This window comes from Actinopolyspora mzabensis (assembly GCF_900101095.1).
GTDB lineage: Bacteria > Actinomycetota > Actinomycetes > Mycobacteriales > Pseudonocardiaceae > Actinopolyspora > Actinopolyspora mzabensis.
The window spans coordinates 273,744-290,532 of sequence record NZ_FNFM01000001.1; the positions used below are offsets into that span (position 1 = coordinate 273,744).

Annotated in this window: 13 protein-coding genes; 8 read left to right on the top strand and 5 right to left on the bottom strand. The window is 68.2% G+C overall.

The genetic code is table 11. The features are described from left to right. Positions 1-62: 62 nt before the first annotated feature. The 3 genes from BLR41_RS01215 to BLR41_RS01225 all read left to right on the top strand — a co-directional run bounded on the left by BLR41_RS01215 (position 63) and on the right by BLR41_RS01225 (position 3,213). A complete protein-coding gene (locus BLR41_RS01215; protein WP_092625494.1) occupies positions 63-1,091 on the top strand; it encodes an ABC transporter substrate-binding protein in 1,029 nt (342 codons plus the stop codon). After that, a complete protein-coding gene (locus tag BLR41_RS01220; protein ID WP_092625496.1) occupies positions 1,088-2,125 on the top strand; it encodes a FecCD family ABC transporter permease in 1,038 nt (345 codons plus the stop codon). Before BLR41_RS01215 ends, BLR41_RS01220 begins: the two co-directional genes overlap by 4 nt. A 323-nt stretch (positions 2,126-2,448) precedes the next feature. After that, entirely contained in the window at positions 2,449-3,213 is a 765-nt protein-coding gene (locus tag BLR41_RS01225) for an ABC transporter ATP-binding protein (RefSeq protein WP_092625498.1), read from the top strand. A 124-nt stretch (positions 3,214-3,337) separates the two neighbouring features. Here the strand turns inward: BLR41_RS01225 and BLR41_RS01230 are convergent, their stop codons facing one another. After that, positions 3,338-3,937: an NADPH-dependent FMN reductase gene (locus BLR41_RS01230; protein ID WP_092625500.1), complete on the bottom strand. Its 600-nt coding sequence runs from the start codon at positions 3,935-3,937 to the stop codon at positions 3,338-3,340. A gap of 458 nt (positions 3,938-4,395) precedes the next feature. Between BLR41_RS01230 and yidC the strand changes: the two genes are divergently transcribed. Next, a complete protein-coding gene (yidC, locus tag BLR41_RS01235) occupies positions 4,396-5,751 on the top strand; it encodes a membrane protein insertase YidC (RefSeq protein WP_092625502.1) in 1,356 nt (451 codons plus the stop codon). A gap of 141 nt (positions 5,752-5,892) precedes the next feature. After that, positions 5,893-6,696 (top strand): Bax inhibitor-1/YccA family protein, encoded by an 804-nt coding sequence (locus BLR41_RS01240; RefSeq protein ID WP_092625504.1) that lies wholly within the window; start codon positions 5,893-5,895, stop codon positions 6,694-6,696. Between the two features lie 281 nt (positions 6,697-6,977). Here BLR41_RS01240 and BLR41_RS01245 read toward each other — a convergent pair whose 3' ends face one another. Next, complete coding sequence (locus BLR41_RS01245) at positions 6,978-8,198, bottom strand: acetyl-CoA C-acetyltransferase (RefSeq protein WP_092625506.1); 1,221 nt, start codon at positions 8,196-8,198, stop codon at positions 6,978-6,980. Between the two features lie 551 nt (positions 8,199-8,749). Then, on the bottom strand, positions 8,750-9,664 hold the full coding sequence (locus tag BLR41_RS01250) for an SGNH/GDSL hydrolase family protein (RefSeq protein ID WP_092625508.1): 915 nt from the start codon (positions 9,662-9,664) through the stop codon (positions 8,750-8,752). A gap of 360 nt (positions 9,665-10,024) precedes the next feature. Between BLR41_RS01250 and BLR41_RS01255 the strand changes: the two genes are divergently transcribed. The 3 genes from BLR41_RS01255 to BLR41_RS01265 all read left to right on the top strand — a co-directional run bounded on the left by BLR41_RS01255 (position 10,025) and on the right by BLR41_RS01265 (position 14,409). Further along, positions 10,025-11,392 (top strand): cystathionine beta-synthase, encoded by a 1,368-nt coding sequence (locus BLR41_RS01255; protein ID WP_092625510.1) that lies wholly within the window; start codon positions 10,025-10,027, stop codon positions 11,390-11,392. Positions 11,393-11,603: 211 nt separating this feature from the next. Next, on the top strand, positions 11,604-13,073 hold the full coding sequence (locus BLR41_RS01260) for an RDD family protein (RefSeq protein WP_092625512.1): 1,470 nt from the start codon (positions 11,604-11,606) through the stop codon (positions 13,071-13,073). Positions 13,074-13,269: 196 nt separating this feature from the next. Further along, positions 13,270-14,409: a cystathionine gamma-synthase gene (locus tag BLR41_RS01265; protein ID WP_092625514.1), complete on the top strand. Its 1,140-nt coding sequence runs from the start codon at positions 13,270-13,272 to the stop codon at positions 14,407-14,409. 245 nt (positions 14,410-14,654) lie between these two features. Here the strand turns inward: BLR41_RS01265 and BLR41_RS01270 are convergent, their stop codons facing one another. Both BLR41_RS01270 and hppD read right to left on the bottom strand, forming a co-directional pair. Then, on the bottom strand, positions 14,655-14,912 hold the full coding sequence (locus BLR41_RS01270; protein ID WP_176797750.1) for a hypothetical protein: 258 nt from the start codon (positions 14,910-14,912) through the stop codon (positions 14,655-14,657). Between the two features lie 594 nt (positions 14,913-15,506). Beyond that, complete coding sequence (gene hppD, locus BLR41_RS01275; RefSeq protein ID WP_092626011.1) at positions 15,507-16,652, bottom strand: 4-hydroxyphenylpyruvate dioxygenase; 1,146 nt, start codon at positions 16,650-16,652, stop codon at positions 15,507-15,509. Positions 16,653-16,789 lie beyond the last annotated feature (137 nt).

Here is a 16,789-nt window from a genome sequence, read left to right on the forward strand (position 1 = left end):
ACGCGACGCACGGAAACCGCCCGCACGGCTCTCGCGCATGGAGCCCCGACGGAGAAGGACTCATGAAGAGATCGTCCCGTGTCTTATCCCTGACCTGTCTGCTTCCGCTCGGCCTCGGGGTGCTGACCGCCTGCGGCGGCAGCGGCTCGGAAGTCTCCGGCCAGGACAGCGCCGCGGGCTACCCCAGGACCGTCGAGAACTGCGGCAGGGAGATCACCGTCGAGGCCCAGCCGGAACGCGCGGTCTCGCTGAACCAGGGCTCCACCGAGATCCTGCTCTCGCTCGGTCTCGCCGATCGCGTGGTCGGCACCGCCACCTGGACCGACCCGATCCTGCCGAGCCTGCGGGAGGCCAACTCGAAGGTCCCCAGGCTCGCCGACAACGCCCCCTCCTACGAGCGGGTGCTGGCCGAGGAGCCGGACTTCGTCTCCGCGTCCTTCGAGAGCACCTTCCAGGAGGTCTCCTCCAGGGACGACTTCGCCGATATGGGCGTGCCCACCTATCTCTCCCCGGCCGACTGCGTCAAGAACAACGAGGGCGACGGCGACGGCGCACGCGACGAGCCGCTGGAGATGAGCACCATCTACCGGGAGATCGAGGAGCTCGCGCGGATCTTCGACGTCGAAGAGCGCGGTGACGAGCTCGTGGGGGAGCTGCGCGGCAGGCTGGACGAGGCCTCCTCCGAGATCGACGCCTCCGGTGTGAGCATGCTCTACTGGTTCGCCAACAAGGAGTCGCCCTACATGGCGGGCTGCTGCGGCGCGCCCGGCATCATCACCGAGGAGCTTGGCGCGAAGAACGTCTTCGACGACACGAACAAGGAATGGCCGCAGATCAACTGGGAGACCGTGGCCCAGCGCGACCCGGACGTGCTGGTCCTCGGTGACCTGACTCGCGAGAGCCAGACCGCCGAGGAAGCCGCCCAGAAGATCGAGTTCCTGGAGAACAACCCGGTCACCAAGCACATGGCCGCCGTGCGCAACGACCGCTACATCCGGCTCAGCGGCGCCGCCATGAACCCCTCGATCCGGACCGTCGACGGTGTGGAACGGGTCGCGGCCAAGCTGCGTGAGTTCGGGCTCGTCGAGTGAGCGCCCTACTGGCCCGATCCCGCGGGGGTGCCGCCGCAGCTCTCTGGCTGGCCGGTCTGCTGCTGCTCGCGCTCTCCATCGCCGTCACCATCACGTTCGGTCCGGCCGACATCGCGGTGACCAACGTATGGGCGGTGGTGGGCGAGCACCTCGGTCTCGGCGACGCCGGACTCTCACTGATCCGCGAGGGGATCATCTGGGACCTCCGGTTGCCCCGGACCGTGCTGGCGGCGGTTTGCGGGGCCGGGCTCGGACTGTGCGGCGTGGTCATGCAGTCCCTGCTGCGCAACCCGCTGGCCGACCCGTACGTGCTGGGGATCTCCTCCGGGGCCTCCACCGGGGCCGTGCTGGTCGTGGTGCTGGGAATCGGCAGCGGCGTGCTCTCGCTGTCGCTCGGCGCGTTCCTCGGATCGCTGGTCTCGTTCGCGCTGGTGATGGTGCTCAGCCACATCGTCGGTGGCACCGCCGACCGCGTGATCCTCTCCGGGGTCGCGGCCATGCAGCTGTTCTCGGCGCTGACCTCGTTCATCGTGATGTCGGTCGCCGATTCCCGGCAGACGCGCAGCGTGTTGTTCTGGCTGCTCGGTTCGTTGAGCGGCACCGGCTGGTTCGAGGTGTGGCTGTGCCTGGGCGCGCTACTCGCGGTGCTGGTGGTGTGCACCGCCAAGTCGAGTTCGCTGGACGCGTTCACCTTCGGGCAGGACGCGGCCGCCTCGCTCGGCGTTCCGGTGGCGCGCACCCGGTTGCTGCTGCTCGTCGTGACCGCGTTGCTCACGGCCACGCTGGTCAGTGCCTCCGGCGCCATCGGTTTCGTGGGGCTGGTGCTGCCGCACGCGGCGCGGGCCATCGTCGGCCCCGGCCACCGCAGGCTGTTGCCGACCACCGCGCTGGCCGGGGCGATCTTCCTGGTGTGGATCGACACGATCGCCCGGACGCTGCTCGATCCGCAGGAGATCCCGGTCGGCGTGATGACCTCGCTGGTCGGGGTGCCCGCGTTCGTGGTCATCCTCTACCGCAGCCGCAAGGTGCACTAGTAGGAATTCGTCGGTTCGGCTTCCGGGGCTGCTCGCTCGGCGGAACCTCTCGCACGGCTCTCGCTGCGGGTGCCCCGACATCGGGTAGTTACTACACGACGTCGGGGCCGTCCTCGCGAGAGCCGCACGGGAGAACCCGCGGCGGTGCCGGTTGGCGGGCGTGGTGTTCGGCGCTGTCACGTCGGGGGCCCCGGTGAGACGGACAACAGCTCGATGAATGGCAAAACGTGGCTGGGAAACCGACCGCGAACGCGGCACCCGACCGGACAAGGTACCCGACCGGAGAAGGCAAGTTCCGTTACGAATCGCAGGGAGCGACGTCCATGAGTCTGCTGGCCGAGGAGGTTTCCTGGCGTGCCGGAGGGAAGCTGATAGTCGACGGCGTCAGCATCGCTCCGGAGGAGGGAGCCACCGTCGGGCTGCTCGGCCCCAACGGTTCGGGCAAGTCGACGCTGCTCCGGCTGCTGGCCGGGGTTCGCCAGGTGTCGGAGGGCGTGGTCCGACTCGACGGCTCCCCGATCGAACGGGTCGGGCGCAAGAACATCGCCCGCAGGCTGGCCGTGGTCGAACAGCACGCGGGCACCGAGGTCGACATGAGCGTGCTCGACGTCGTTCGTCTCGGCCGCATTCCGCACCGGCGTGCCTGGGTGGGGGCCACGGCCGACGACGAGACAGCGGTGCGGTCAGCCGTGGAGTACACCCGGCTGGAGGACAAGGTCGACCGGTCCTGGCACACCCTCTCGGGCGGGGAACGCCAGCGGGTCCAGATCGCGCGGGCACTCGCACAGCAGCCGAAGGAGCTGCTGCTCGACGAGCCCACCAACCACCTGGACATCCAGCACCAGCTGGAGCTGCTGGCGCTGGTGGTCCGGATCCCGGTGACCAGCGTCATCGCCCTGCACGACCTCAACCTGGCGGCCATGTTCTGCGATCACCTGCTGGTGCTGGCGGAGGGACGTGCCGTGGCGGCGGGCTCGCCGGAACAGGTGCTGACCGAGGAGCTGATCGCCGAGGTCTACAACGTTCGCGCCCGGGTGGACGCGGAGGGTCCCGGCGGGCGTCCCGCCATCCGCTTCTTCCCGGACTGAGTGAAGCTTCCGCCGCCACCTCGCGGGGTTTCCACCGGCGTGGTGCCGGAAATCCCCACCCGAGCGGTGAGCTGCCCGGCCCAAACCCTGCCCGACCGGCACAAGCCGCGTAACGCTCACCCGATCAACGCCGGTAGGGGTGCTTCTCCTTCGCGTCCCGGAGCGCGGTGGCCCACCAGGACAACTCGTCGAGCATCATCTTGGCCGCGGCGGTGCTGCCCGCCCTGTCCTTGGGAAAGCCCTCCTCGTCGAAGGCCTGCCCGGCCCACTGGAAGCTCACCGTGTCCCGAACGGTCATGGCGCGGACCTCGGCGAAGACCTGCCTGAGGTTCTCCAGGGCGTGCAGTCCGCCGGCGATCCCGCCGTAGGAGACCAGCCCGACCGGCTTCGCGTGCCACTCGGAGTTGTGGTGGTCGATCGCGTTCTTCAACGACGCCGGGAAACTGCGGTTGTACTCGGCCGAGACCACCACGAAGGCGTCGGCGGCGTCGAGTCGTTCGTGCAGTGACGTCTTCGAGCTCCCCGCGTCCGAGGCGGAGCTCACGCTCATGTCGATCGGCAGTTCCACCTCGGCCAGATCCACCAGGTCGACCTCGAAGTCACCGTGGCGTTCGGCCTCGGCGGCCATCCAGTTGCCCACGGTCGGGCCGAAGCGGCCCTCCCGGACGCTGCCGATGATCACTGCCACGCGCAGGTTCTCGCCGGTCGTGCTGTCGTTGCTCATCTCGTTTCCTTCCCGAATCCCGGAAGTGGCTGTCGTGCCGCGTGTCGTTGTCGAGATCGAAGGTAGGAGTTCGATCAAACTCGAAGTCAAGTTCCCGATCGGACACTTCCGAATTCGGTTGCCGGGGAGCCGGAATCGGGGGACTGGGAGCCGTTCGTTTCGCGTACAATCCGGAACCGGAACGTGACGCGGTTTTGCCGTGTTCGAACGTGTTCGCCGAGTGGGTGTGTGGCGCGAGTGATCGAGTAGCCGAGCGGTGGCCGGTCAGGGATCCCGGATTCGCATCGCCCCCGAAGCTCGGCATCCGTGCCGGTCGGCCGGTTACGGGCCGTCCCGCCCACCTTGATCGAATGCGCTCGTGGCACCCTGGCGGGGTTGAACCCTCCGGTTCGTGTCGGAGTGCGGCTGTGCAGGTAGAGCCCGGATGAGCGCGCCGGGCGACGACCAGGAGTGAACGAGTGGAGCAATTCTTCGGCTTTATCCTCTACCCGGTGTCGTGGCTCCTCTGGGTGTGGCACCAGCTCTTCGGCGCCGTGTTCGGCCCGGACCAGGGCATCAGTTGGATACTCTCCGTCTTCTTCCTGGTGTTCACCCTGCGTGTGCTGCTGCTCAAGCCCGCGCTGAGCCAGATCCGCGCGGGGCGCAAGATGCAGAAGTTCGCCCCGCAGATGCAGAAGATCCGGGAGAAGTACAAGAACGACCGCCAGAAGATGGCGCAGGAGATGCAGAAGATGCAGTCCGAGCAGGGGGTCAACCCGCTCGGTGGCTGCCTTCCGGCGCTCGTGCAGATCCCGGTCTTTCTGAGCCTGTTCCACGTGCTGCGCGGGTTCGACCCCACCGAGGACAGCAACTTCGCCTTCGGCAGGCAGGGTGTTCAGTCCTTCGTCAACGCCGACATCTTCGGGGCCAAGCTCTCCAACTGGATCACCCAGCCCGAGCAGCAGTTGGAGCAGTTCGACACCACCCGCGCCGATATGATCATGGTGGGCATCCCGCTGATGATCGTCGCCTCGGTGGCCACCTACTTCACGATGCGCATGTCGATGAAGCGCCAGTCCGACGCGGCGATGGCCAACCCGCAGAGCGCGATGATGGGCAAGGTCATGATGTACCTCGCCCCGATCGGCGCCCTGGTCTCCGGTTGGTTCCTGCCGCTGGCGGTGCTGTTCTACTGGCTCGCCAACAACGTCTGGACCCTGGGGCAGCAGCACTTCCTCACCAACAAGGTCGACCGGGAGGAAGCGCGCCAGAAGGAGCAGGACATCGCGGCCAAGAAGGAGGCCCCGCGCCCCAAGCCGGGACAGAAGCCGGATCGCGGCGGCGGTAACAAGGCCGTCGCGGAGCTCGACGAGGAAGAGACGGACGAGGAGTCGCCCGAGGCCACCTCGGAGAACGGCGCCAAGTCCGGCAATCGTTCCAAGGCCGGCAGCGGCTCCAAGACTGGCAGCGGTTCCAAGACTGGCAGCGGTTCCAAGGCGGGCTCCGGCAAGTCCGGGAGCGGCTCCGCGGCCAAGAAGACCTCCCAACGGACCAACGGTTCCAAGACGGGCTCCGGCACCAAGACTGGTTCCGGAGCCAAGGCCGGCTCCAGTGGCAAGTCCGGCTCGGGTTCCAAGAACGGTTCCGGGAGTGCCAAGTCGGCCGCGGGTGCCAAGTCCGCCGGTGGTTCGGGCGGCGGCTCGGAGAACGGCGGCAAGTCCTCCGGTGGTTCCGGGAGTGACTCGGGCAACAAGAAGGGCCAGCAGTCCAAGAATCGTTCGGGTGGCTCGGGTAAGCAGTCGGGGGCGCAACGGAGCCAGAAGAAACGCCGGTGAAACCGTGACGTTCCCGAAACAGGTGAGGCACTGGGATCGGTGCCGCGATTGCGGGTAAAGTGCGTTTTACGTGGCCGGGAACCGATCACGGCTCCCGGCCGTTAATACGGGTGACGGCGCACGCACGCCCGGGAGGATGACTTGCGCACAAGCAGCAACCCTGCGTTCAAGAACCTGCCCAAGGGTGGGGGGTACGCGAACTTCAACTACGGCCAACCCGCAGGTGCCTTCGGCACCGAGGGGCAGGCCACCACCGCTCCGCAGCAGACCGGACGGCCGCTGTCGATCGACGACATCGTGACCAAGACGGCCACCACGCTGGCCATCACGATCGGTACCGGTGCGGCCACCTACCTCATCGGTGGTGCCGCTTCCTGGGGGCTGGCGCTCCCGGCGGCGCTCGTCGGGTTCGTACTGGCGTTGGCCAACATCTTCAAGAAGAAGGTGAGCCCGGCGCTGGTCATCGCCTACGCCGCCGTCGAGGGTGTGTTCCTCGGCGCGGTGAGCCACCTGTTCGCCTCCATGGTGAACAACCCGGCCATCATCATGCAGGCCATCGCGGGCACCATGGGTGTGTTCGGGGCCATGCTGGTGGTCTACAAGACCGGCGCGATCCGGGTGACCCCGAAGCTGACCAAGTGGGTCATCGGCGCGGCGGCAGGTGCCGCCACGCTGATGCTGGTCAACCTGGTCGCCGGTTTCTTCGTCGAGGGTGGTCTCGGCATCCGCGGCAGCGACGGCGGTCTGCTCGCCATCGGCTTCAGCCTGCTGTGCATCGGTATCGCCGCGTTCGTCTTCCTGCTGGACTTCGACCAGGCGGACAGCGCCATCAAGAGCGGTGTGGATGCCAGGTTCGCCTGGTACATCGCGTTCAGCCTGATGGTCACGCTGGTGTGGCTGTACCTGGAGATCCTGCGGTTGCTGTCCTACCTGCAGAGCGACTAGCGGTACTTCGCCGGTCCGGTTCTCGTGGGTGCGCGTCCGGCGCGAACGGCCACGTGCCCGCGAGTTCCGCCCGGCAGGAGCCCGGGTGAGCGGAGCAGGAGCTCAGTAGAACCCAAGCGGCGCCCGTCCCTTCCGATACGGGAGGGACGGGCGCCGCTTTTCGTGGCTGCGAACGGCACCGGTAGCCGTTTCCGAGACGCGGCCTGTGTCCGTGACCTTGTGCACGCGGCCCGTCCCGCGACGAACCGCGCCTCAACGTGACGAGCCGCGCCCACCCGTTGTCAGCTCAGCCGTTCCAGCACCATGGCCATGCCCTGGCCACCGCCGACGCACATCGTCTCCAGCCCGAACTGCTTGTCGTGGTACCGCAGCGAGTTCAGCAGCGTGGTCGTGATCCGCGCACCGGTCATCCCGAAGGGGTGCCCCACGGCGATGGCGCCGCCGTTGACGTTGAGCTTGTCCAACGGGATTCCCAGCTCCTGGTAGGAGGGGATCACCTGGGCGGCGAAGGCCTCGTTGATCTCGACGAGGTCCATGTCGCCGATGCCCATGCCCGCCCGGCCGAGCGCCTGCCGGGAGGCCTCCACCGGGCCCAGCCCCATGATCTCCGGCGAGAGCGCCGTCACACCGGTGGACACGATCCGGGCCAGCGGGGTCAGGCCGAGCTGCTCAGCCTTGCGGTCACTCATGATCACCAACGCGGCCGCGCCGTCGTTGAGCGGGCAGGCGTTGCCCGCCGTGATCCGCCCGTCGGGACGGAAAACCGGCTTGAGGCCGGACACCGCGTCCTTGGTCACCCCGGCACGCGGGCTGTCGTCAGTGTCCACGACCGTTCCGGAGGGTGTGGTCACCGGAGTGATCTCCCGGGACCAGAACCCGTTCGCGGCGGCCTTCTCCGCGAGGTTCTGCGAACGCACCCCGAACTCGTCCATCTCTTCCCTGCCGATGCCCTTGGCCAGCGCCAGGTTCTCCGCCGTCTGCCCCATCGGGATGTAGACGTCGGGGAGCTCGTCGAACTCCCGCGGGTCTACCCAATCGGCGGCGCCGTTCTCGGCGGCCTGCTGGGTGCGCTGCTGCGCCCGGTCGAACACCGGGTTGGCGGTGTCCGGCAGCGAATCCGAGTTCCCCTTCGCGAAGCGGGAAACCGTCTCCACCCCCGCGCTGATGAACACGTCGCCTTCGCCCGCCTTGATGGCGTGCATGGCCATTCGGGTGGTCTGCAGGCTGGACGAGCAGTAGCGGGTGATCGTCGTCCCGGGCAGGTGGTCGTGGCCGAGCAGCGTGGCGACCACGCGCCCCATGTTGTACCCCTGCTCGCCGCCGGGCAGGCCGCAGCCGAGCATCAGGTCGTCGATCTCGCCGGGATCGAGTTCGGGAACCTTGTCCAGCGCGGCCCGCACGATCTGTGCCGAGAGATCGTCCGGGCGCATGTCCAGCAGCGATCCCTTGCCCGCACGCCCGATGGGGGAGCGGGCGGTCGCGACGATGACTGCTTCGGTCATGGCGGGAACTCCTTCGCGGTTGCTGCGTCTGTTTCGAAACGGTTCCCGTGACGTGTCCGAGCCACGCACGGTGGAATGTGCTCACCCTAGGGGCCTACCGGCTGTTGGCGCGGTGATCGCGCTCACAACAATGCCATACCGACTGGATGGTACGCCTGCACATCAGCCGAGAACACCTTATTGTTGTGGCACTGGACCGTTTCGGTTGTCGTTGTGGGTGCTGTGGCGGAACCTCTCGCACGGCTCTCGCTGCGGGAGCCTCGACATCGAGTAGTTACTACGCCACGTCGAGGCTGTCCTCGCGAGGCGACCCGTGAGAACCCGCGGCGGTGCAGGTGGCGAGGGTGGTCGGAGCTCGGTTCGGGGCTCAGCGTCGCGGCGATTTCGCGAGAAATCGACGGAGCCCGGGGCCTGTGCCGCCCTGCCGTCCCGGCGATTTCGCGAGAGATCGACGCCGTCCGAACGGGAACCGACCACGCTCCGGGGTACCCCGCGTGCGTCGTTCCGAGTCTTTGGAACCTGCACAGTGCGACTGTGGGGGAGTTCCCGGCTCAGTTCTCAGCGCGGTGGCCCCACCACAGGTTCAACCTGGCCACGAGCCGGCGGGTCGGTCTACGGGCCTCCACCGCCGCGGAACGGGCCGGAGCCCTGGGCACCGGTACCCCGGTCCAGGCGCCGATCGCGTCGCACAGTGTCGGCAGCAGCAGCTCGGCGGCCGTCTCGTACCCGGCCGCCGAGGGGTGGAACCGGTCCGGGCCGAACAACTCCACCGGGCGGGTCAGGAACTCCGGGGAGAGCAGGTCGGCCAGCGGTACGGCATGCCCACCGGACCGCTCCACCGCCCGGCGCTGTTCGAGCGCCAGAGTGAGACTCCTCCTGCGGGCGATCGAACGCAGCGGCTGCGGGATGGGGCGGACCACTCCGAGGTCCGGGCAGGTGCCGACGACCACCGCCACCCCCGCCCCGGTCAACCGGGCCACCCCCTGTTCCAGCAGCCCCGTGCTCGTGCTCACCGGTATGCGGGTCGTCACGTCGTTGGCACCGATCAGCACCAGCACCAGCCGGGGCGGTTCCCGGAGCACCGCGTCGATCTGCCGCTCCAGCCCCCTCGTGGTCGAGCCCACGACCGCGTGCGTGCGCAACCGCACCGGACGCTCCAACTCCTCGGCCAGCCCGCTCGCCAGCCGTGCCCCGGGCAGCTCGGTCGCCACCTCGACACCGAGCCCGGCGGCCGAGGAATCACCCAGCACGGCGAACTCCAGCGGCGGTATCGCGGCGGCCGCCTCGCCACCGAAGTGTTCGGGGCAGTAGGTCCCGTCCGCGTCCAGGGGACCGTTGCCGGGCAACCCGATAACACGCCTGGCGTATCTCGACTGTTCGTTGAGCAGCCCGTACGCCGCGCCGGACAGTCCGCCCACGGAAGCGGTGCCGACGGCAGCCAACCGCAGCAGTCGCGCAGCGATCATCGTTGCCTCCCCGACTCTCGCGGACGCCTCGGACACCGCTCTGCCGAATGGTCACTCCGTTCGGGCGGGGGCGCATGTCCGGGGAGTCCGGTTCCCGTCCGGTTGGGCGTGGAGCACCCGTCGAAGGTTCCGTAACCCGAATATCGTTCGTCGCGGGCGAATGGTTAATGGGTGGGCAGTGGGCGAACGGGTGAAAATCGCCTGAACAACGAGTTCGTAAGGCTCACGAACCGACTACCCCGCCGAGAGCGCGGGGAGGCCGATGGGGAGACTGCTGGTGGGCAGTTTTCGCCCGGGAGAATTCGTGCGGAGCCGCGGTGCGGCCGCACCGCACACGGTTGATACGAGGAAGGAACCGCCGTGGACTACGTGGAGCACGTGGCCGATCTTGTCGGTGACACACCGTTGGTGCGGCTGAACTCGCTGACGAAGCCCGGCAACGCCCGGGTGCTGGCCAAAGTCGAGTACTTCAACCCCGGCGGCAGCGTCAAGGACCGGATCGCCGAGCGCATGATCGAGGCAGCCGAGGAGTCGGGGGAACTCCCGCCGGGAGGCACCATCGTGGAGCCCACCTCGGGCAACACCGGTGTCGGACTGGCGATGATCGCACAGCGCAAGGGATACCGCTGCGTGTTCGTCTGCCCGGACAAGGTCAGCGAGGACAAGCGCAACGTCCTGGAGGCCTACGGTGCCGAGGTCGTCGTGTGCCCGACCGCGGTTCCACCCGAGCACGAGGACTCCTACTACAGCGTCTCCGACCGGTTGGCGGCGCAGGACGGCTACTGGAAACCCAACCAGTACAACAATCACGCCAACCCCGAGTCGCACTACCACTCGACCGGTCCGGAGATCTGGGAGCAGACCGAGGGGCGCGTGACGCACTTCGTGGCGGGGATCGGTACCGGCGGCACGATCTCCGGTATCGGGCGCTACCTCAAGGAGGTCTCGGAAGGGCGGGTCCGCATCGTCGGCGCCGATCCCGAGGGCTCGGTCTACTCCGGCGGAAACGGGCGTCCCTACCTGGTCGAGGGCGTCGGCGAGGACTTCTGGCCGAACACCTACGACCGCGAGATCTGCGACGAGATCATCTCCGTCTCGGACGGGGACTCCTTCCGGATGACCAGGGAACTGGCTCGGCAGGAGGCGCTGCTGGTCGGCGGTTCCTGCGGCATGGCCGTGGTCGCGGCGCTGCGGTTGGCGGAGCGCGTCGATCCCGAGGACGTGATCGTGGTGATGCTGCCCGACAGCGGGCGCGGTTATCTCACCAAGGTCTTCAACGACTCCTGGATGGCCTCCTACGGCTTCCTCCCGCCGGGGCACAGTGGCGGTTCGATCGGGGACGTCCTCCGGCGCAAGGACGGCACCATACCCGAACTGGTGCACGTACATCCGAATGAGACGGTCGCCGAGGCGGTGGCGATCCTGCGCGAGTTCAGCGTCTCCCAGATGCCGGTGGTCAAGGCCGAACCCCCGGTCATGGCAGCCGAGGTAGCGGGCGCGATCAACGAGCGCGATCTGCTGGACGAGCTGTTCGCGGGCAGGGCCAACCTGGCCGACCGGGTAGAGACCCACATGTCGCCGCGGCTGCCCACGATCGGAGCAGGTGAGGACATCAACTCGGCCATGCGGGCGCTCAAGAACGCCGACGGCGCGATGGTGCTGGTCGACGGCAAACCGGCCGGCGTCGTCACCAGGCAGGACGTGCTCGCCTTCATCGCGGGCCGCTGACCGGAGTTCTCCCCGGTGGGTTGTCCGGGGCGCGGCGACCGGTTACACGGCCCGGAAAGCCTCGTTCCCCGGACGACCCGCTTTCAGCGGATACGTGCTGTGCTGGGAATATCGAAGTGCTGTTACACGGTGGCCCCTGCGCCCGAGTGCTGTCGGATACCGTAGGTCGCGTACACGCCCAGGTTCACGCCCAAGGGGGTAGGAAAACCCGATGAGCTCTCCGCAATCACCCGAAGGTGGTAACCAGGAGGAGCGGCAGCCGGATTCGTCCTTCGAGCAGCAGTCCGGCAACGCCGAGGCCGACGCGTCCACCCCGGACTCGACCCAGAAGATCTCCTCACGGATGAATCCGCAGGAGTCGGAGCAGCCGGAGAGCGGGCAACAGGGCGATCGGAGTTCCGGTGCGGATTCGACGCAGGTCGTCAATCCCGCGCAGGCCATGCAGCAGATGGAACAGTCCCCGCAGCCGCAGCCCCAGCAGGAGGGCGGGACCACACAGGTCGTTCCGCCGTCCATGCAGCAGCCGCAGCCGATGTACGAACAACCCGGCCTGGGTGGGCAGCAGTCCGGTGGTTTCGCGACGCAGCCTCCGGGCGCGCAACCACCCCAGATGCCGGGACAGCCCGGGCAACAGGCCGTGCCGGGGCAGCCACCCGGCCAGCAGGGAGCCCCCGGGCATCCGGGTATGCCGGGGCAGCCACCGCAGATGCCGGGGCAGCCACCCGGCCAGCCCGGGATGCCCGGTACGCCCAGTGGTGGGTTCCCGGCGCAGCAGCCACCACCGCCGGGACAACCCGGGCCGTTCGGCGCGCCGCCGCAGCAGGGGCAGCCTCCCGGTGGTAACAAGTCCGGGGCGGTCGTCCCGGCAGGGCCGCCGGTGGAGTGGGGCGAGCGCGCGAAGAGCTACCTCATCGACGGCATCGCCCCCGGCGTGGCTTACGGCATCGTCTACCTGATCGCCGCTGCCCTGCTGTTCGGTGGCACTGCCAGCAGTGTTTCCAGTGGCGGGACGAGCGGCGGTGGTGCCGCCGTGTTCGGCGGAATACTGATGTTCCTGGCCGTGATCGCCCTGATCGGCTTCATGGTCTGGAACTACGGTTACAAGCAGGGCACCACCGGGCAGTCCCTCGGCAGGCGCATGGCCGGGACGATGCTGATAAGCGAGGCAACCGGCAGGCCGGTCGGGTTCGGTTACGCCTTCCTGCGCTACCTCTGCCACATCGTCGACAGCCTTCCGCTCGGCATCGGTTTCCTGGCGCCGCTCTGGGAGCCCAAGAACCAGACCTGGGCCGACAAGATCATGGGCACGGTCGTCGTTCCCGCCGTCCCGGCCGGACCAGGTGGTCCCGGCGGACAACCCGGCATGCCCGGCCAGCCCGGCATGGCTCCCGGACAGCAGTACGCCCAGCCCTACGGTCAGCCCTATCCGGGGCAGCCCGGTCAGCCGATGCCGGGGCAACCCATGCCCGGCCAGCCCGCGCAGGGCCAGCCCATGCCCGGCCAACCGATGCCGGGGCAACCCATGCCCGGACAACCCCCCGCACCGGGACAGCCGCCACAGCAGGGGCAGCCCCCGCAAGGACCCCCGCAGCAGGGCCAGCAGCCCATGCCGGGCCAGCCCTACGGGCCGCCGCCGGGTGGGTACCCGCCGCAGCCGCCCGGCCAGCCACCGCAGTGGTGAGGGGCCGTCGGCACCGAGCAAAGCAGGACCTCACCTCGGAGTCCGCATGAGATTCGCGGGCGTGCCACCTCGTGCGCGGGTGGGCGCGCCCGCGAATCTCGTTCCGCCCCGGTCTTGTGCCGACGTGGAATGTGGGTTCCTTCGCCTCCCCCGATCGCGTGCCGAACCCCGAAAGGCTGCGAGTAGGGTTCCGGGCATGACCGACGGTTTCGCCACTCGCGCCATCCACGCGGGGCAGCACCCCGACAGCTCGACCGGCTCCGTGATCCCACCGATTCACGCGACCTCGACCTACGCGCAGGACGGCGTCGGAAACCAGCGAGCGGGCTACGAGTACTCCCGTACCGGCAACCCCACCCGCACCACGCTGGAGGAGTGCCTGGCCGCGCTGGAATCGGGACGCTACGCACGGGCCTTCTCCTCCGGGATGGCCGCCACCGACGCGGTGCTGCGCAGTGTGCTGCGTCCCGGTGACCACCTGGTCATTCCGGACGACGCCTACGGCGGGACGTTCCGCCTGATCGACAAGGTGCTGACCGGCTGGGGTGTCGACTACACCCCCGTCCGCGTGTCCGACGTGGACGAGGTGCGTGCGGCGATCCGGCACAACACCAAGGTCCTGTGGGTGGAGTCGCCCACGAACCCGCTGCTCAACATCGCCGATCTGGCGGCCCTCGCCGAGCTCGCCACCGAGACCTCCACCCGGCTCGTCGTGGACAACACGTTCGCCTCGCCCTATCTGCAGCAGCCGCTGTCGTTGGGAGCCGACGTGGTGGTGCACTCCACCACGAAATACCTCGGTGGTCACTCCGATGTTGTCGGTGGTGCCGTGGTCACCTCCGACGAGGAGGTGGCTTCCGGAGTCGCGTTCCTGCAGAACACCGTGGGCGCGGTTCCCGGGCCGTTCGACGCGTGGCTCACGCTGCGCGGCATCAAGACCCTGGCGGCGCGGATGGAGCAGCACAGCGCCAACGCGGCCAAGATCGCGGCCGCGCTGCGCGAACACCCCAAGGTGACGCGGGTCTACTACCCCGGGCTGCCGGATCACCCCGGCCACGAGGTCGCGGCGCGGCAGATGCGGAGTTTCGGGGGGATGGTGTCGTTCACCCACGCCGACGGGGAACAGGCCGCCGTGGACGTCTGCGCCCGCACCCGGTTGTTCACCCTGGCCGAGTCACTGGGCGGCGTGGAGTCGTTGATCGAACACCCAGGCAGGATGACCCACGCGAGCACGGCGGGATCGCTGTTGCAGGTGCCCGCCGAGCTGGTCCGGGTCTCCGCTGGCATCGAGGATATCGACGACCTGCTGGATGACCTGCTCGCCGCCCTGAAGTGACACCGCGGCGCTGGGGCTGCTCGCCGCGGCGCTGGGGCTGCTCGCCGCGGCGCTGGGGCTGCTCGCGGCGGCGCTGCTCGGGCGGTGTCGATTTCTCGCGAAATCGCCGGGCCGCTGGTGCGGCGCGGCCCGGGCCGCGTAATTTCCCACGAAATCGCCGCGCGGCTGCGGGAGGTCCCGGGCACCGATCTCCCGCCATCCGCACCGGCGGGCAACCCGAGGCGTCGGGCTTCCGCCACGGCCGTTCAGCTCTTGGCGCCCTCGACACTCCAGGACGGCGCCGGCGCGGCGGGCGTGGTTACCTCTTCCGGATTCACCGGCAGGTCCTCGCGGCTCACGCAGCCGCCCACCAGCCGGACGGCCTCACCGTCCGTCTCGTAGCTGCCGGGATCGTCGCAGCCGGAGCTGACCACGGTGAACACGGCGACGGCGCACAGTACTGTCGCCGTGGTCAGTCCCGTAACCAGGGGAAGCGTGCCGGAAGAGGTACTCAGCCGTGGCATGGTGCCTCCATGGGCGGTATCGGTCGGTACGCTGACGACCCGGTCTTGGTGGTGTGACGTCGTCAAGCTTACCGAATCCGTTTTCGAGTGGCGCGTTTCGAGTGAATGGCGCGCGACACTCGGTTACCGGTTTCCGGCGTGGGAATAGCGTGTGAAACGGGTTCCCGGCGATTCGACTGTCCGCTTCGTACCGGCCGTTTCGTACCGGCCGTTTCACGGGGGCGCTTCACGGGGGCGCTTCACGGGGGCGCTTCGAGTCGCCTGTTTCGGGCCGGCCGGTGCGCACTGCTCGCTTCGTGCGAAACACCGACGCCCGTCCCCGACCGAATCGTCGAGGACGGGCTCAATCGGTCATCACCCGACCTGAAACCGATGCTACCCACGAGAGCGCAGCTCTTTCGTGGGTAACGGTGTCGAAGCACTCGGTAGAGTGGCAACTTCAGCCCTTCCGGGTGAGACGTTCGACCGCCGGGTGCTCGGCCACGAATCCCGCGAAACGGCACTCGTGCGTCCTGGCCCCACCGTTCGATGTCTTGCTGTCCGCCACCGGAGAACCGGGGCCTCGGGCGCGCCACCAGCGAGGGGCGAGTTCGATCAGAGGTTGCCGCGCAGTTCCTGCTCCCGCTCTATCGCCTGGAACAGCGCCTTGAAGTTGCCGATACCGAACCCGAGCGAGCCGTGGCGTTCGATCAGTTCGAAGAACATCGTCGGGCGATCCCCGATCGGTTTGGTGAAGATCTGCAGCAGATAGCCGTCCTCGTCCCGATCCACCAGAATCCCGTGCTCCTTGAGCGTTTCGATGGGCAGCCGTACCTCACCGATCCGGGCACGCAGTTGCGGATCGTCGTAATAGGAGTCGGGAACCCCGAGGAACTCGACGCCGGCGGCACACATCGCCGTCACGCTGGCGATGATGTCGTTGGTGGCCAGCGCGATGTGCTGGCAGCCCGAACCGCCGTAGAACTCCAGGAACTCGTCGATCTGCGACTTCTTCCTGCCGACCGCGGGTTCGTTGAGCGGGAACTTGACCCGGTGGTTGCCGTTGGCCACCACCTTGCTCATCAGCGCCGAGTACTCGGTGGCGATGTCGTCACCGATGAACTCGGTCATGTTCACGAAGCCCATGACGCGGTTGTAGAACGATACCCACCGGTCCATCTCGCCCATGGGCACGTTGCCGACGCAGTGGTCGATCGCCTGGAACACCCGTTTCGGTGCTCCCTCCGGTTTGCGGTACCCACCGTCCTTGGCGACGTAGCCGGGGAAGTACGGACCGGAGTACCCCGAGCGGTCCACGAGGCTGTGTCTGGTCTGCCCGTAGGTGGCTATCGAGGCGTAGCGCACCGTGCCGTGCTCGTCGGAGACTTCCGTCGGCTCCTCCAGCACCGTGGCTCCCTGCTCCCGGGCGTGGGCCACGCACTTGTCGACATCGGTGACCTCCAGGGACAGATCGCACACCCCGTCACCGTGCTCGCGGTGGTGGTCGGCCAGGGAGCTGTTCGGGTCGACCGCCCCCTTGAGTACGAACCGCGCGGAACCGGACTTGAGCACGTAGGCCCGGTGGTCGCGGTGGCCGGTTTCCGGTCCCCGGTAGGCGATCAGCTGCATGCCCAGTGCGCTCTGGTAGAACACCGCGCTCTGGGTGGCGTTCCCCGAGATGAACACGACCGCGTCCATGGCTCTGACCGGGAACGGGTCCGTGTCCGGGTCGTGCGGGACCAAGCCGACCAGTTGCTTCATCTGCTCGAACGTCACGTCGTCACGTTCGGCGGTCCCGGTGCGTTGGTTGGCGGTCTCGGTCACGGTGTCCTCCCGCTGAATGCGAACTCGATGCGTACGCAAGCCTGCGAGTACCGCGCACCCTGTGCAACAGGAGG

Excerpts from the sequence above, each read along its gene's own strand:
- BLR41_RS01215 (WP_092625494.1), top strand. The coding sequence starts at position 63 with ATGAAGAGATCGTCCCGTGTCTTATCCCTGACCTGTCTGCTTCCGCTC.
- BLR41_RS01225 (WP_092625498.1), top strand. The coding sequence starts at position 2,449 with ATGAGTCTGCTGGCCGAGGAGGTTTCCTGGCGTGCCGGAGGGAAGCTG.
- BLR41_RS01230 (WP_092625500.1), bottom strand. The coding sequence starts at position 3,937 with ATGAGCAACGACAGCACGACCGGCGAGAACCTGCGCGTGGCAGTGATC.
- BLR41_RS01245 (WP_092625506.1), bottom strand. The coding sequence starts at position 8,198 with ATGACCGAAGCAGTCATCGTCGCGACCGCCCGCTCCCCCATCGGGCGT.
- BLR41_RS01250 (WP_092625508.1), bottom strand. The coding sequence starts at position 9,664 with ATGATCGCTGCGCGACTGCTGCGGTTGGCTGCCGTCGGCACCGCTTCC.
- BLR41_RS01260 (WP_092625512.1), top strand. The coding sequence starts at position 11,604 with ATGAGCTCTCCGCAATCACCCGAAGGTGGTAACCAGGAGGAGCGGCAG.
- BLR41_RS01265 (WP_092625514.1), top strand. The coding sequence starts at position 13,270 with ATGACCGACGGTTTCGCCACTCGCGCCATCCACGCGGGGCAGCACCCC.
- BLR41_RS01270 (WP_176797750.1), bottom strand. The coding sequence starts at position 14,912 with ATGCCACGGCTGAGTACCTCTTCCGGCACGCTTCCCCTGGTTACGGGA.
- hppD (WP_092626011.1), bottom strand. The coding sequence starts at position 16,652 with ATGAAGCAACTGGTCGGCTTGGTCCCGCACGACCCGGACACGGACCCG.